This is a genomic window from Gelidibacter maritimus (assembly GCF_014062315.1).
Taxonomy (GTDB): domain Bacteria; phylum Bacteroidota; class Bacteroidia; order Flavobacteriales; family Flavobacteriaceae; genus Gelidibacter; species Gelidibacter maritimus.
The window spans coordinates 51,462-66,711 of record NZ_JACGLT010000005.1; the positions used below are offsets into that span (position 1 = coordinate 51,462).

General features: G+C 35.9%; 13 protein-coding genes. All 13 read right to left on the reverse strand.

Annotated features, from left to right (window positions below; genetic code table 11):
- Nucleotides 1-348: 348 nt before the first annotated feature.
- Nucleotides 349-1,371, reverse strand: coding sequence for a glycosyltransferase family 4 protein (locus H3Z82_RS08050; protein WP_182204618.1), 1,023 nt, complete (start codon nucleotides 1,369-1,371; stop codon nucleotides 349-351).
- A complete protein-coding gene (locus H3Z82_RS08055) occupies nucleotides 1,322-2,686 on the reverse strand; it encodes an O-antigen ligase family protein (RefSeq protein WP_235982404.1) in 1,365 nt (454 codons plus the stop codon). Before H3Z82_RS08055 ends, H3Z82_RS08050 begins: the two co-directional genes overlap by 50 nt.
- A gap of 88 nt (nucleotides 2,687-2,774) precedes the next feature.
- The gene (locus tag H3Z82_RS08060; RefSeq protein ID WP_182204621.1) at nucleotides 2,775-3,512 is read right to left on the reverse strand and encodes a transglutaminase-like domain-containing protein; all 738 of its coding nucleotides are present in this window, start codon (nucleotides 3,510-3,512) and stop codon (nucleotides 2,775-2,777) included.
- A gap of 133 nt (nucleotides 3,513-3,645) precedes the next feature.
- A complete protein-coding gene (locus tag H3Z82_RS08065) occupies nucleotides 3,646-4,770 on the reverse strand; it encodes a glycosyltransferase (RefSeq protein ID WP_182204623.1) in 1,125 nt (374 codons plus the stop codon).
- A complete protein-coding gene (locus H3Z82_RS19770) occupies nucleotides 4,767-5,861 on the reverse strand; it encodes a glycosyltransferase family 4 protein (RefSeq protein WP_182204625.1) in 1,095 nt (364 codons plus the stop codon). Before H3Z82_RS19770 ends, H3Z82_RS08065 begins: the two co-directional genes overlap by 4 nt.
- Nucleotides 5,862-6,084: 223 nt before the next feature.
- Entirely contained in the window at nucleotides 6,085-7,290 is a 1,206-nt protein-coding gene (locus H3Z82_RS08075) for a glycosyltransferase family 2 protein (protein ID WP_235982405.1), read from the reverse strand.
- A 162-nt stretch (nucleotides 7,291-7,452) separates the two neighbouring features.
- Complete coding sequence (locus H3Z82_RS08080) at nucleotides 7,453-8,541, reverse strand: glycosyltransferase (RefSeq protein ID WP_182204630.1); 1,089 nt, start codon at nucleotides 8,539-8,541, stop codon at nucleotides 7,453-7,455.
- Between the two features lie 12 nt (nucleotides 8,542-8,553).
- Nucleotides 8,554-9,261, reverse strand: coding sequence for an FkbM family methyltransferase (locus H3Z82_RS08085; protein ID WP_182205135.1), 708 nt, complete (start codon nucleotides 9,259-9,261; stop codon nucleotides 8,554-8,556).
- A gap of 199 nt (nucleotides 9,262-9,460) precedes the next feature.
- Nucleotides 9,461-10,546: a glycosyltransferase family 4 protein gene (locus H3Z82_RS08090; protein WP_182204633.1), complete on the reverse strand. Its 1,086-nt coding sequence runs from the start codon at nucleotides 10,544-10,546 to the stop codon at nucleotides 9,461-9,463.
- A gap of 93 nt (nucleotides 10,547-10,639) precedes the next feature.
- On the reverse strand, nucleotides 10,640-11,695 hold the full coding sequence (locus H3Z82_RS08095) for an exostosin domain-containing protein (RefSeq protein WP_182204636.1): 1,056 nt from the start codon (nucleotides 11,693-11,695) through the stop codon (nucleotides 10,640-10,642).
- Nucleotides 11,696-11,700: 5 nt separating this feature from the next.
- Entirely contained in the window at nucleotides 11,701-12,681 is a 981-nt protein-coding gene (locus H3Z82_RS08100) for a glycosyltransferase family 4 protein (protein WP_235982406.1), read from the reverse strand.
- A 193-nt stretch (nucleotides 12,682-12,874) separates the two neighbouring features.
- Nucleotides 12,875-13,810 carry a hypothetical protein gene (locus tag H3Z82_RS08105; protein WP_182204641.1) on the reverse strand — a complete coding sequence of 312 codons (936 nt, stop codon included), beginning with the start codon at nucleotides 13,808-13,810 and terminating at the stop codon, nucleotides 12,875-12,877.
- Nucleotides 13,810-15,246, reverse strand: a complete 1,437-nt coding sequence (locus tag H3Z82_RS08110) for an MBOAT family O-acyltransferase (RefSeq protein WP_182204643.1) — start codon at nucleotides 15,244-15,246, stop codon at nucleotides 13,810-13,812. Before H3Z82_RS08110 ends, H3Z82_RS08105 begins: the two co-directional genes overlap by 1 nt.
- Nucleotides 15,247-15,250: the final 4 nt, after the last annotated feature.

Sequence of the window (15,250 nt, forward strand, 5' to 3'; positions counted from 1 at the left end):
AAAATCATAAACCTGCATACGTCACATCCCACAATAGCCCGAACTAAAACTTCATCATTCGATATTCAACATTCATTATTCGATATTCAAAAATCAAAAATCCTCAACCTGCCCCTACCTAAAAAGGTACGTTCGGGCGAGTCAACAATCATAAACCTGCATACGTCACTTTACACAACAGCCCGAACTATAACTTCATCATTCGATATTCAACATTCATTATTCGATATTCAAAAATCAAAAATCCTCAACCCGCCCCTACCTAAAAAGGCACGTTCGGGCAAGTCATCAACCCGCCTGTACCTAAAAAGGTATATTCAGGCGAGTCGTAAATCCCAAACTCTGAACTCATAACTCATCACTCCCCAACATCGCCTCCCAAAGCCCCTTCACTCTGCTCCAATCAAAGCTCTCCACCTTGTACCTCGCCTTAACAACCATAGCCTCCGTCCGATCAACATCTTCAAAAGCCGTACAAATCGCATCCGCCATCGTCATTTTATCACTTGGAGCCACCAAAAGCCCATCCAACCCATCCTCTATCAAATACGGCATGCCGCCCACATTGGTGGATACGACAGGAAGCCCCAAGGCCATAGCTTCAATGACGCTTACCGGCATATTATCAAAATTGGTGGTATTGATAAACACATTATAATCCACGGAAAGCGCAATCCATTCTGCCTTTGTGAGTTTTCCAGTAAACATAACGGACACACTAAGTCGTTCCGCTAAGGCCTTCACCTCGGCCAAACTCCCATCCGAATCGGGTCCTACCATACATAAAGTTGCATCATAACCACGTTGCCTAAGTTCATGCAACACCATAACCGCCAAAGTCGGATTATAAATTTCAGAAAAGGAGCGCACCCACAAAAGTCGGGGTGTATCATAGGTTTTTACGTGTTGTAGATAATTCTCGAGGCTAATGGTATTGGGAATAAACACCACATTTTGATAGCCAGCTTTTTCAAAACGCTCTTTTAAATATAGGGACGGGGAGACATTCGCATAAGCATTCTTAAAAAGTCTTTTGGAGAGTTTTGGCGAATTTTCTAAACGGTTTGGCAAATTGCCACCGTGCAGAATGGGAATATAAGGCAATTTTAAAAGTCGGCACAACTGACTGACCAACACGGCATAATAAAAATTCTGGGTGCTGTACGTGTCAATGAGTACGAGGTCTGTTTTTGTACGAGAGATAAATGTGGTCCATAGCATATCCCAAAGTCTCAGTACTTTATTGGTTTTATTGGAGGTATAACGCACTTCATAGCCACTTTGCTCTAGCAATGGTCCCAAAACTGCACTGTAACTAAGATTAGTCTGTGAGTTTTGGAGATGGTTTCCGACGTAGAGTACGTTTTTCATTTCTAACGTTTAACAAAGCGAGGCCATATATAAAGGCAGGTGCAGCAATCCGCATTGAGGAGTGATTAATAGTAGCAAACCAAAAAGCTAATAAGGCATAAAAATAATAATTTTGTCTATTGTTAGCGCGCATGTTCAAAGGCTTAAATATGAGTATAACTAAAATGATTACCCCAAAAATCCCATGTTCTGCCAAGGTGCGGCTTATTTCATTGTGAGAAGTCAACCCTTGCTGAGCCTCTTCAATACGTTGGTCTTTAGCACGACTGGAGCCTATTCCTAAAAAAGGACTTGTAACAAAACCTTCTATTTCATCCATAAATAACTCCGTTCTACCGGTGGTAATATCTTCCTTTTCAATACCTGCAGCATTTTGATTAGCATAGCGTTTATCTGCAAGGCCACCAGATTGGTTAGAGCTTATCACCCATGCCAAGGTTAATGCCCCAATAAACAAAATAAAGACACTTAACACTTGACTTCGAACCTTTGGCTTTGCTTGAACATAATACATAACTAAAAAAACTGCAATGCACAAAAGTCCTGTAATTACACCTCCTCTACTAAATGTAAGTATAGCACGGTACGAAACAATAATTAAAAGAACCGTATTCAATAGCTTAACATTAAATGTTGGTGAGTTTAAAAATATGCGAACAGTTAGGATGAACATGGCTAGACCTAAAGCACTTGCCACTTGATTGGCTCCAAAGCCACCAGCGGCCGCACTATTAGATGCCGTACTTGTCAAAACATCGCGCAAATCAGGTGCATAAAAATAAACAAAGGCAGTATGTGCGATAATAGGCAGTAACATATACAATAAAATTTGTGACATTTGTTTAAAAGATATATGCTTATTATAGCAGAACAAAGCCGACAAACCCAAACAAATAGGACCACTTAAAACAAAAGCAATATTAGTTCTAAAATTTGCGTCAAAACTCAAAGTGGTAGACGCCACAAAAATCGATGGAATTAAAAACATGAGATATATAAAATAAGGGTAGCCTTTACCTGACAAACCCTTATAAAACATCCCCATCAAGACAAAAAGAATAACCATATATTTTCCTGCCTCATAGGAGATTCCACCTTTTGTGGCCCTAAAGAATACTTCCGCCCCCACAAAATAAGCACACGCCTTTAATACTTCAAAAGTTTTTTCATTTCCTACAACCGTGATAATGCGGTACACAAAATAAAAAGTCGCTGCAAAAAAATAGAGTTTTGCAACACTTTCATTCAGAAAGATCAATAACCCTAGAGCCACATGAAAACCGACAGCAGTGATATAGGTAACATTAGTCTTCAAAATTGATTTGATAGGAGTTTAAAATTAAATTATGCTGCAAGATATTATATTATCGTTAATCTCATTTTCAAAATGAGAGAAGAAACCTTTAGGAAAATATCTTTTTATAATCGTCCATCGGAAATTTATAGTGATAACTCTTTCCCATCGCGTAAATCATAAAATGTATTAAAAACACAGGGATGTGGGGTCTCCATGTCTTTAAGAACCGATCATAGATTTTATTTCGATAATCACAAATCAAGAAAGGGGTGACATCTGGATTTAAATAATTTTTAGTTACTTGTTCATCATCAATTACCTTACCGTCAACAAAAGAACGATATCCTATAACTTCCCCTCTTCGGGACAATTGGTACAATTCCAGAACGGATAAAGCTTCATCCTGCTTATTATAAAAAAACATGCCCCATGAAGGATCTATCAATATCCATTTTTTTAACTCTTTGATAAACACCTCACTAAACGAGTGTCCTCCGTTTTCACGATTAAAGGGTGCACTGGTAGTGCCCCATTCCCTGACTTTAATATCGTTAATCACACAAAAATTATTAAAAATTTGTGCTAAATCGCTGCATACCCCTCCTTTTCCATTTACCATAATTTCAAGCGCCTTGTCAGAAGGCTCACTTAAACCAGGTCCTACTCTTGTATGCTTATTTAACCAAGACACCAATTGTTTAATTACCTCTAAGTCTGTATCGGGTTTTGATTGCTCGAAAATACGCGAATTAATTTTGTAAAAATTACTAGGCACATCATCTTTCTTGTTCCAATCATTATAAGAAATAGACGCAATAGCAGTAGCACTAGAATTCTTGGACAATAACCGAAATCGGGTCATATACAAAAAAGGATGCCGCTTTAAAGTCCAGTGTATTTTTTTAAGAATCATCAACTAAATGACAAAGAATTAGTTCGGGTTAAAAATATCATTTTTTATTTTAAAATATGGGGCATTATAGAATATCTTTTAAGAGACGCTGATTGTAATAAGTATAGCTAAAAGTATTAATAAAATTCAGAGAGGTTGATACCATCTTTTTATACGCATACTCGTCCATATCCAATAACGACATAAGGCATTTTTTCAAGTAATATGATTTTAAATCTTCCATCAAAAATCCATTTTCTTTGTGGTTGACATAATGACTTATAGAAGAAATGTTTGAAACCATGGGTATACATCCATAATTCATGGCTTCCGCAATTACCTTAGGAAACCCTTCGGAGGCAGAGGGCAATAAAATAGCATGCGATTTTTTATAAATTTCATGCACTTCAATTCTTGAGAGAAACCCATGAAATATTATCGGCAAAGATAAACCATCCACCCTTTTTTGATAGGCTGCCATTTGCCCGCCTGCACCGACCAGATGAACAGCTCTAATTTTACGGAGTGACTGCGCACCCAAACCTGCTAAACTCTCAATAATCATATCTACTCCTTTGGCGGTTTCCAAACGACCTACAAAACAAAGCTCCAAAGGAAATTGAAACTTTCTTGAGGCTATGACCATTTGTCCTGTTTGAATTTCTTCCTCAGTCAAACAAGGATTTTCATAACTCAGACAATGTTTCGGTTGATCCTCCCAAAACCCATTAATGGTTACTGGACGGGATTGTCTTTCTAAAAGCCATTTCTGGAACCGATATGTTAATGGTGCGTCGGAAGGCTTCCAATTCCCCGCATATTTAAACCAGCCTTTTTGCGAATTAAACATTAGTAAATAAGGTATCACAAAGACACCCATCCCTGTAGGAGCTCTAAATTGAAAATAATCGGATGCTCTTAGTGCCTTACGAATTGTCCCTAATATTTTAGGCGCTTTAACCACGACGGCCATTTTGGCGCTCAAAGTTTCACCTCCAACTGCTGGCAAAGCCACGAACCTAATTTTATCGGACACATACGGCAAGGCACTTGGAGGTGCTACAGTATGATGCAGCATTGCCACGTGGGTAATGTTATCAAAAATTGCCAAAAGCTCATTAATTTCAGTCACCGTAGAACCTAAGCCCACAAGACTCCCATCAGGCAAGATATAATGTTCAGTATGCGAAATAATGGTCAAACTTCTCATGGCAAATGGTTGAGATACTGTTTAATAATCTGGTTCCAATCATGCTGTTCTGCCCAAGTTTTTGCTTGAGATTTGAATTTCTGAGCATCGTCCAACAATCTATTCAGGCTATTTCTAAAATCAGCCACATCCTGTGGATCCACTAAAAATCCTGACCCCCCATCTGCAATGGCGTCCTCTATCCCACAGCCTTTAGAACCAATACTCGGAATTCCCAAAGCGTTGGCTTCCAAAATAGCGATCCCAAAGCCTTCCACATCACCCGTAGTACTCTCAGTACTCAACATCACAAACACGTCGGTTGCTAAAAGCGATGCCTTTAAAGTCTGATCATCTACAGCCCCATGGAAAGTGACATGCTCTGTCACCCCCAAAGCTTTTGCCTGACTTAAAAATGCTTCAGCTTCGGTGGGAATCCCGATACAGTGATAATGGATCTTGGGATACATCTTTTTCAATTCCGGTAATAATCTTATGACCTGCAACTGACCTTTTCGCGAACTCACCCTGCCGACCGTAGTTAAAACAGGAAATCCTTTCAAACGGCCTTTGGACATCTCATCGGCTTTCCATTGGCTTACTTCAATCCCGTTAGGTATGACTTCAACCTTCCTGTTTAAATGCGCCACCAACTGCTTAGTGTATTGAGATACTGCCACTATAATATCAAACCGTTTAAGCGATAAGTCAATGGTCTTTCTCAAAGTAGCCGATTTAAAATTCACCTCCGTCCCATGGATCACCGCCATTTTGTGACGCTTAAAAAAAAGCGAACAGAATGCCACATTCCAAAGGGAAAATTTACCCGTGGCAATCACATAGTCGGTGTGCTTGAAGGCTTGAAAGGTTTTTACAATCCGTTCAACATACATAAAAGGTCTAATCCGTTTCAAAGAAACCCGATGCACAGAAAACGGCAAGCCGGCATCAAAATTTCGTTCTTCCCTATTCTCAACATCCCGCTGATCCGCAATCACCGAAACAGTATAATCGTTTTTAGACAAATACAAGCCCAAATAATACGAATGGTTCCCTATCCCCCCAGGTTGTGGCGGGAATTCGGAAGTGACGATGAGTATGTTCTTTTTCACTGTTGTCTGTTGTCTGTTGTCTGTTGTCGTTTAATAAGCTGCTTTTTTTACTTCAGTATTCGCCATTCGTTATTCATTATTCATTTTCAAACAAGCACAATAAGCTCCCTCCCTTTTTTCAAGGGAAGGTGGATTTGATTTCAACAAAGAAATCAAAGACCTGTCTGCCGGACAGGCAGGCGGAAGGGTCATTCAACTTCAATAAAAAGTCCCCTTCGGGGATTTAGGGGATTAGCCGCTCAATCCTCGCCCCCTCCCTCAGCTTCACACTCGCCAACCGCCAACTTCTCGCCACCTGTACCAAGACCACCGGCATCAGCAAGATACTCAAGAGCACCCCAATCAGCAACATCGGCTTGTTTTTTTTAAACTGATAGGGCATTATCGACAAAGGTATCGTTCGCAATAAAGCCCAACGCGCCGCAGCATTCCCATAATACTTTCGAAAATAATACAACACACTTGGGATCGGTCTTGGTGCAAAAAACGTGGCTGGCCTAAACGCATCCCAACTCCCCATTTCTCGCAAACCTCCTATACCTACTTTTAAATGCAAACGCTCAGAATAGGGATTTGACACATTCAAAATACCTGCTAAATAACAACGTAAACCAAACTCGCCATCGCCCATCCGTTGTTTTTCAAATTGTCTATCGAAAAGTCCAACTTGCTCGAAAACACTTTTATTTAATAGCACGTTACCGGTATCTAATTGATCACTTAATCTAAAATACGAATAGTTATCAGGCACTTTCGCACCTACCTGAGAAATGGAAACTCCGGAAGAAATATTTGCGTTAAAATAATCGAGACATTTCAAATGGTTGCTTATCCAATTAATTGCAACTCTGCTATCATCATCAAATAATAAGAGATAATCACCCTTGGCTTCTTTAATGGCTTTATTTCTAGCCAACCATAAAGCTTTTTCTTCCTGACGAATCACACGAAGTTCTAAATCAAAATCATTGTAAAACTCGGGCTGATATGGTTCGGATTGATCCACAACAATCACTTCAAAATGACCATAATCCTGTTTTTCTAAATCAACCAACACATCGTTTAAATATAAATAGCGATTTAAGGTTGGAATCACCACAGACACCAAAGGTTGCTGGGCTAATAGTGTGGATTCGAAAGTTTTCCAGGAAGCGTAAACTATGGGTTTGATGTTATTATTTTGGTTTTTTATGGATGTCGTTGCTAGCCAAGCCTGAATATCTATTATCGGATGATGAAACGTGACCAACCGCAGAACCAACACATAAAACACCCAAATAGGATGAAATTGTTTGCGTATAAAGTGGTAATTATCTCGAACAGAAACACTTTCAAAACGATCATAGGTTTTCGCAGAGCCAACATACCCTGCTTGCACTGCCTGCCATGATAAATCGTAGTCACGGGCTAATTCTGTTTCATAGTCCATATCTTCCACAAGTTGTTCTAAAACTGACTCTGGCAGGGCAGTAACTAAAGGAAACACTGAGACTCCAGTCTTCGTAAATAAACGAAAATAGTGTGTGGGTTGTAAATATTTTAAAAAGTTAAATGGCATATGATGCTATCTCACGTCGTCTTTTAAAGTGGGTTAATTATCTAATTTTTGATTTAAAATCACTGCTTTTATCTTTTTATAAATAACCTCTTTTTCAAAAGTTTCAGAGTACATGGTTTTAAAATAATCAGCATTAAAGCCTCTATGATTTAAATAAGGTGCTAATTTATAAATTAATTCATGAGGTTCTTGTGGGTTAAACGTATAGTCTTCCAATGGGAACTTTTGACTATTAATAAAGTCCAAGGCTCCAAAAGCCTTAGAAACCAAAACTGGGGTACCTAAAGCTATAGCTTCAATAAATACTAATCCAAAAGCTTCATGAAAACTTGGCAAGACCACCACATCCATAGCTTCATAATAAGCGGCCATTTCATTCACATTTAATAATCCTAAAAAAACGACCTCTTGCTCAAGCTTTAAATCTTTAACTAAAGTTTCTAATTTATTTCGATACGAACCATTGCCTGCAATATATAAACGCATGGGGCTTGTATGTGTTTTTTTTAATCGATAGACTGCCTCTATCACCATGGAATGATTTTTATCGGCAAGCAAACGACCTGGACAACCAATATTTATAACAGAATCACTTTTCTTAATACTTAATGATTTTGATTGGCTACAGTAATTGGAAATATTAGTCCAAAATGGAATGCACCTAGTTTTTCGCTTAGAAACCTTATATATCGAATGCATTTCCTTTTGCAAAGATTTGGAGTTGGTCAACACCCAATTGGCCATATTTAGATACATCATTTTATTCAACACCTTTAACCAACTGGGTTTTGTATGCCCATAAGCTGTATGGAACCAAGCAATATTATGCTTTACCCTTAATAATTTGCCAAACAAAATAGCTGGATTGATATAACTGAAATTAGAAATGATAACATCAGGCTTAGTTTTCTTTATGATCTGATAAATAACTTTATAATTATGGACAAAATTTCCACGCCGCTCGCCATAAACAGCTACTCCATTTTGTTCAAAATAATTTTTATGATGTTTCAAATAAAAATTAACCACCTCGAAGCCATCTGTATTGAGCTTTCCTGACAGCTCTTGGAAAAACTCAGAAAGCAGACCTTTATTATAGGTGTAGAGGATTAAAATTTTCACCGACAATTTGTTTTAGTTTATTTGTATAAAGGGATTAAAGACATTAAAAATGAGACGATTGTTTAAACGCTTAATAAGGGTAAGATCATGCTTTTCTATACACACCCAGTTTTTATTTGCTTGATTTTTATGATTATTAAAGTCAACTTTAGATACGCCTAACTTATCGATAGAATAACACACATAACCTAAATCCGTAATATAATTACAAAACTCTGTGAATTTTATTTGTCCTCTTTTTTCCAAATACTTTTTATTCACTTCTAAAATTAAAACCGGTCTATTTATGTTTATAAGATTTTCACTACCTTTTAAAACTTGGTATTCAAAACCTTCAACATCTATACATATTAACGAAATATTTTTATCAACAATTTTTTCATCTAATGTAATTACCTCAAATTCTTGCATGTCATTATTGTCATTTGAGTTTGATATAAACCCAGAGCCTGAATTATTACCCGTCGGCACATTAAAATAGGATTTCCCAGACTTATTAGATACTAAGCAATTAAAAAGTAATAAATTATCGAGACTATTTTCTGCTTTATTCTGAAGGATAATCTTCACGTTTGAAGACAGCGGCTCATACGCAAAAACTTGCGCTTTATATTTTTCCGCAACATCGCAAAACGATACGGTTTCCGTTCCAATATTAGCGCCTACCTCTATTAAATCACCTCCTTTTTTATATTTTAAGATTTCGTCTGCAATAATAATATTTCGCTAATCAAAAAAACCATGAACACTAAATTTAAAAGCGTGAAAATCGGAGGTATTCCCACTAAAAACACTCCCTGTAAAACTTTTTTTCTTAAAATTTAAATTCAACTGGGCTCCTTCTTCAATTGAAATAATTCTATTTCGAACCGACTGTGATAGAATAGGCGGCAGAAACCTACAAATTATTTTTGCTACTCTATATTTTAGTATCATCGATTATAAGCTTATTAAAAAATTCAACATCTCGATTAATAGCAACCGAATTCTCATAACATTCTATGAATCGCTGATAACCAGCCTGCGCTAAAGAATTTCGGTAATCTACATCCAAAATGACTATTTGTAATTTCTGAACCAAATCATTTGGATTACCAGTTTCAAACAGCAAGCCTGTTTCCTCATGTTTAATTATCTCTTTGATCCCCGTATTATTAGCACCTATAACACAAGTACCAACGCTCATAGCTTCTATAACAGTAAACCCAAAGGCTTCAGAACGACTTGGAATAATGGTACAAAATGACTTTTTATAGGCCTTTAATACCATTTCTTTTTTATGTTCTCCTAAAAAAGAAACACTCTTAGATATGTCTAAAGACTCTGTTAGCGCTATAAGTTCCTTTAAAATTTCTCCCTGACCAATTATATCTAGATGAAAATTTGGAAACCTCTTTAATAATGTTGAAAAAGCACGTAACAAAACATCAATGCCTTTGCTGGGATGAAGACGTCCAACATATAGTAGGTTTTTTTTATTGGTAGTTTCCTCCAATAATGTATCACTATAATCTTTTACTGAATTTGGAAGTACTGTTATTTTACATTTAGGAATTTTAAAAAAATTAGAAACGTCTTTTTTAGTCGTATTTGAGTTTGTTATGATATTTGTTGCTAAACTATAAATCAACGACTTCCGTATTACTTTGTATCTTTTTTGAGCGTATTGAGAGCTCAAAGTTCTAATCCAGGCGACTCTAATATTTACACGTAAAAACCAGCCTACAATTAAAAACGGATTAACAAAACTAAACATGGATAGCATCGCATCTGGCTTATAAGTTTTGATTAATTTATAAAGAAACCAAAAATCCTTCCAAGAGTTTGGTCTTTCTGACGGCCATTTTAAAACGGTAATATCTTCCTTTAATATAATATTCGTTTCTCTAATCTTTCCAGCAATAACTACCACTACATTCTCTTCAGACAACTTATTACTTAAGGTAATAAAATAATCACCAGTTGACGTATTCATTAAGTTATAAGATAAGAAATATACTTTCATTAACTATTGTTAGATAATTAGACTTCTAAAGAAATAATCTCTTTTTATCTAGGATAAATTGAGACAATATTTTTCACAAAATTCTCGACGTTGTTACATTTTTATTTTTTGCATCTTAAAAAACCCAGATAAGGTTAGGTTTTCCTTCCACAACCTACGATTGTTTTCAAACAATACCTGCATCTTCTCTTGATCTAGTTTGCTATGAAATTCTAACAAGATGTCCGCTATACGATGTCGGTCTTTATAATCCACCCAAACCACGTGATTCTTCCAATCTATTATATCATTTAAAGGCAAATAGCCATCGGTATGCACATATAACGGAATTCGTCCCATCATGAGTGTTTCATAAAAGCGGACTGAAAAATTCCCTGCGCCACGCACGCATAATACATATTGCGACATCAACATATTACAATAAAATTCTTTAGTGCTAATGTGGGTTTCTTTGTTTTTAGTCACTCCAGCGCGATAGTGCTTGCGCTTAATAAAACGGGAATCAATAGCTTTATTACTTTCTAATTTTTTTAACAAGTTCGCACGTAAAAAACTCGTAGCTGAAATTTTCTGTGGCTCTAAGTTCCTCAATCCTATCCTACTACCCAAGTTACGTAAAACCTGCTTTATCATTTCTTTAAAGGCATCCAATTTTGATGAATTTGTTTGTCCACAAAAACCAACGATGGGCAGTGTGCCATAAACACTGTCTAAATACCTATCTCCTATCTGATGTTTATGAAGGTAATCTTCAATTATAGAAGGAAAACCTTTATGACCTAATTGTTTATTTGAAACATAACCACTTTGTCTATAAACTAGTAGATTTCTAAAATACGGTATTTTCACCCCAAAATCACCGGTATTAATAGACCAAACTTTTTTATCTAACTTTTTAGCCTCTTGTATAAGTGTATAGGCCAAATCCATTTGCTTTGTTCTAACATAATAATTCCAAGACATGGGTAGAACCACTATATCAGCAGTATCCATCGTGTCTACCATTTCAAAATCACGCTCACTAATACCATATAATAATACGCGTTGCATGTCGGTAAAATCATTATTTTTTATAAATGCCTTTAATAACGGGAATACTTGGCCACGATAAGAAGCATTATAATGATTGGATGGATAGTATAGTTTCATAGAATCTATTTCATATAAAATTCGTCAAAAGCTTGTTTCTGTTGCTCCAAATTAAAATCGTTTTGCACGCGTTTGATAACTCGTTTGGTGAAAGCTTCTTTTTCTTTAAAACTAAACTCAGAAATATCAATGATAATTTTTGCCATCGCTTCCACGTCGTAAGGTTCAATGAGCCAACCGGTTTCCTTATCCCTAATATTTTCTGGCAAGCCGCCAACTTTGAATGCAAGACTTGATATTCCTAATGCCTGCGCTTCTAAAACCGCATTACAAAACCCTTCGTTTAAACTGGTTTGTACATACATATCAGCAGCTGCTAAACAATTCAAAGTTTCGGAATGTGAACAAGCCCCTTTTAAAATTACCTGCGTTTCTAATTCTCTTTCTTTAAGAAGATAAATATAACGTTCTGTTTCCGCATTTAGCCCTGAGCCTATGACGAGCCATTCGAAATTGACCTTAGCATTTCTTAAGCAGTTAGCAACTTCAATTAAATAATCAATCCCTTTTATCCAATGCAACCGAGCAATAGTGACAATTTTGATAATCCCCTTAGAATTATGATTCTTTGTACTTGGTAAACTACTTAAATCAACTGCTGGGGTTATTATTTGATAGGGAACATGTTTAGATAAACCTAAAAGCCAAGCTTTTTGTAACAAAAAATGAGATATAGAATGAACCTTATTCACTTGCTTCCAAAGCAATTTATAACAACTGGGGTGTTTTAAAGGATAGACATTGATGTCGTAACCTCTCAAACTCACAGCCATTTTAGCTCCAATTGCTTGTGCAACTAGTTCTCGATCTATGGTGAGAGTAGCAAATCCAAAATGTAGCCAATCACCTTTAAATTTTAACAATTCAGAGTTCACATAAATTTTTTCAATCGATCTTTTTAAGGAACTACCGTATTGCCGCTCAAGTTTAAAATAGTTCCTCACGGCTTTTAAGTGTGGAAGCAACTGAAATCCTACCAAAAACATCTTGAACACTTGTAATAAAAAATATTTATAGACTTTCGGGCCTTTTATATGTGTACAACCTTCATATTTTTCCTGAGTAGGTCCCGTAAACAGAACAATTTTATACCCATTTTCTTTCAGTCCTTTAATCTTGGAATTAAAAAAGGTTTCAGAATATCCAGGAGGTTTGGAAAGTATAATTCCTATAATCATTTTAATTGCTGACGTGTTTCAATTTCTTCATTTGGTTTGCTAAATCTAATGAAAACTTTTTTCCTGAATTAACAGTTAAATGATTTCCATCCGTATAATCATAATCGTGGTTATATAGCATCATATTGATATAAGGACTTTGGAGGTGTTTTGCTAGCAAGTCGATTCTTTCATCAAAATTAGGTATCAATTCATTTTCAATTTCTAACATCTCTTCTATTACAGGTATTCTAACTAAATATACATCTCCTTGTTCTTTAAATAAATTAATTGTTTTAATTAAATAATTCCATCTGTATTCAGAAAAGCCGTTATAATTAGAAAGCATGTTCCTATAGCTTTCAATTTTATTTTTCGTTCTTATTGTCTTGGAAATCATATCGGATTCTATAGTTACCTCTAGCCAACCATTATCCTGCACGTAAAATGTCTGATACAAGCCTTTCCTATATTTATTTCTAATAATAGCCTCGTTTTTCGGAATAAAAGATTCTAAAAGATACTCAATATTGGGTTTTAAATTAACAAAATTTGTTTTTCCAATAAAATCATAATCTTCAGGATACCCCATGCCATTCTTATTATTGAATTTATTTTCTGATAAAGACCATGGGGTTACGGCTATTATAAAAACACCATTTTTACATTTACTATTAAGCTTCTTTGAAATACTTTCATAATATGCTTTGCCATAAGGAGAAGCTGAGATTGTAAAGCTGTAATTATATATATTGTTGGAACCATAGATAGAATCTATAATGTTTGGATGGATTCCTTGGGCAGCCCTAGAGGATCCCACAATTAATGATGTTTGTTTTGGTGATGACAGTTTTTTATAAAACGCATCAGTAGTCCCATCTGCCATACTAAACACCACGAAAAAACTGGCAAGCAACACAATTAAAAACAAACTTGTATGAAATAAAAATCGCCGCATTAAAATTGAAAATAAATAAATTCTTGAGTCCTTCCACCGTATAAAAAAATCATCATTGCGATTGTATAATAAACAAACAATCTTATAGGTTTAGGATATTTAAACCACAAACGTTCTATGGCATAAAAATCACGTCTCCCTGCCCATTCTATAGTAATGAAAATTAGTAAAAAAATCAGTAAATCCGTTGGTCTTATTTGTGGAATGGTAAATAAAGATGAATTCGCTGTTCTATAAAGAAAGTGAAGTGCCATTGAAACACTCTCAGCTCTAAAAAAGACCCAAGCAATAACCGTCAAACTAAACGTCAGCCCCATTTGCAACAATTCTTTAACACTTGGCAATAAGCTATGTTCGGCCACAACATTAGTATTCAAACGATTTTTATTCAGTAATAACAAAGGTATGAAGTACATCGCATTTAATACACCCCAAACAATAAAGGTCCAATTAGCACCATGCCAAAATCCACTCACTAAAAAAATGATGAACACATTACGGATTTGATTCCTTTTAGTTCCACGTGACCCTCCAAATGGGATATATATGTAATCTCTAAACCAAGTGGATAGCGATATGTGCCAGCGCCTCCAAAATTCAGCCATATCTCGAGAAAAATATGGAAATGCAAAATTTTGCTTTAAATCAAATCCAAAAAGTCGGGAGGTGCCAATAGCTATATCTGAATACCCAGAGAAATCACCATAAATCTGAAAGGCAAAAAATACGGCACCTAACAATAAGGTACTCGCGGAATAACTTTCATACCCCTCAAAAATCGCATTGGCAACATTTGCGCAATTATCAGCGATAACCACTTTTTTAAATAAACCCCAAAGTATTTGCCGTAAACCATCAACAGCTTTATTATAATTAAATTGTCGTTTAATGTAAAATTGTGGCAACAAATTAGAAGCACGCTCTATAGGCCCCGCAACTAATTGTGGAAAAAAACTTACAAACGCTGCAAAAGATATAAAATTCCTTGTAGGTTCCAAGTTTCGTTTATAAACATCAATAGTATAGCTTAGCGTTTGAAAAGTATAGAAGCTTATCCCTACAGGCAAAATGATGTTTAAGGTATTGGGCTGGATCTCCTTACCGAAAAAAGAAAAGGCCTGAACGAAATTATCAACAAAAAAATTGAAGTATTTAAAAAAGCCCAGAAAACTAAGGTTAACAATAATGCTAATCCACAATAGTATTTTCCGCTTGCTATAATTTTCCTGTTTTGATAAGGCCAAGCCTACTGCATAATCTACAATGGTACTGAAAAGTATTAAGGTCAAAAAGCGCCAATCCCACCAGCCATAAAACACATAACTCGCCACAACGAGTAATATATTTTGATATTTCAACTGCTTATTCACAACAAACCAATAGAGTACAAACACTATGGGGAGAAAAACTGCAAAATCTAAGGAGTTAAAAAGCATGTAA

Bases quoted from the DNA above. Each gene is read 5' to 3' on its own strand.
- H3Z82_RS08095 (WP_182204636.1), bottom strand. From the start codon at position 11,695: ATGAAACTATACTATCCATCCAATCATTATAATGCTTCTTATCGTGGC.
- H3Z82_RS08050 (WP_182204618.1), bottom strand. From the start codon at position 1,371: ATGAAAAACGTACTCTACGTCGGAAACCATCTCCAAAACTCACAGACT.
- H3Z82_RS08110 (WP_182204643.1), bottom strand. From the start codon at position 15,246: ATGCTTTTTAACTCCTTAGATTTTGCAGTTTTTCTCCCCATAGTGTTT.
- H3Z82_RS08065 (WP_182204623.1), bottom strand. From the start codon at position 4,770: ATGAGAAGTTTGACCATTATTTCGCATACTGAACATTATATCTTGCCT.
- H3Z82_RS08100 (WP_235982406.1), bottom strand. From the start codon at position 12,681: ATGTTTTTGGTAGGATTTCAGTTGCTTCCACACTTAAAAGCCGTGAGG.
- H3Z82_RS08075 (WP_235982405.1), bottom strand. From the start codon at position 7,290: ATGGACTATGAAACAGAATTAGCCCGTGACTACGATTTATCATGGCAG.
- H3Z82_RS08105 (WP_182204641.1), bottom strand. From the start codon at position 13,810: ATGCGGCGATTTTTATTTCATACAAGTTTGTTTTTAATTGTGTTGCTT.
- H3Z82_RS08090 (WP_182204633.1), bottom strand. From the start codon at position 10,546: ATGAAAGTATATTTCTTATCTTATAACTTAATGAATACGTCAACTGGT.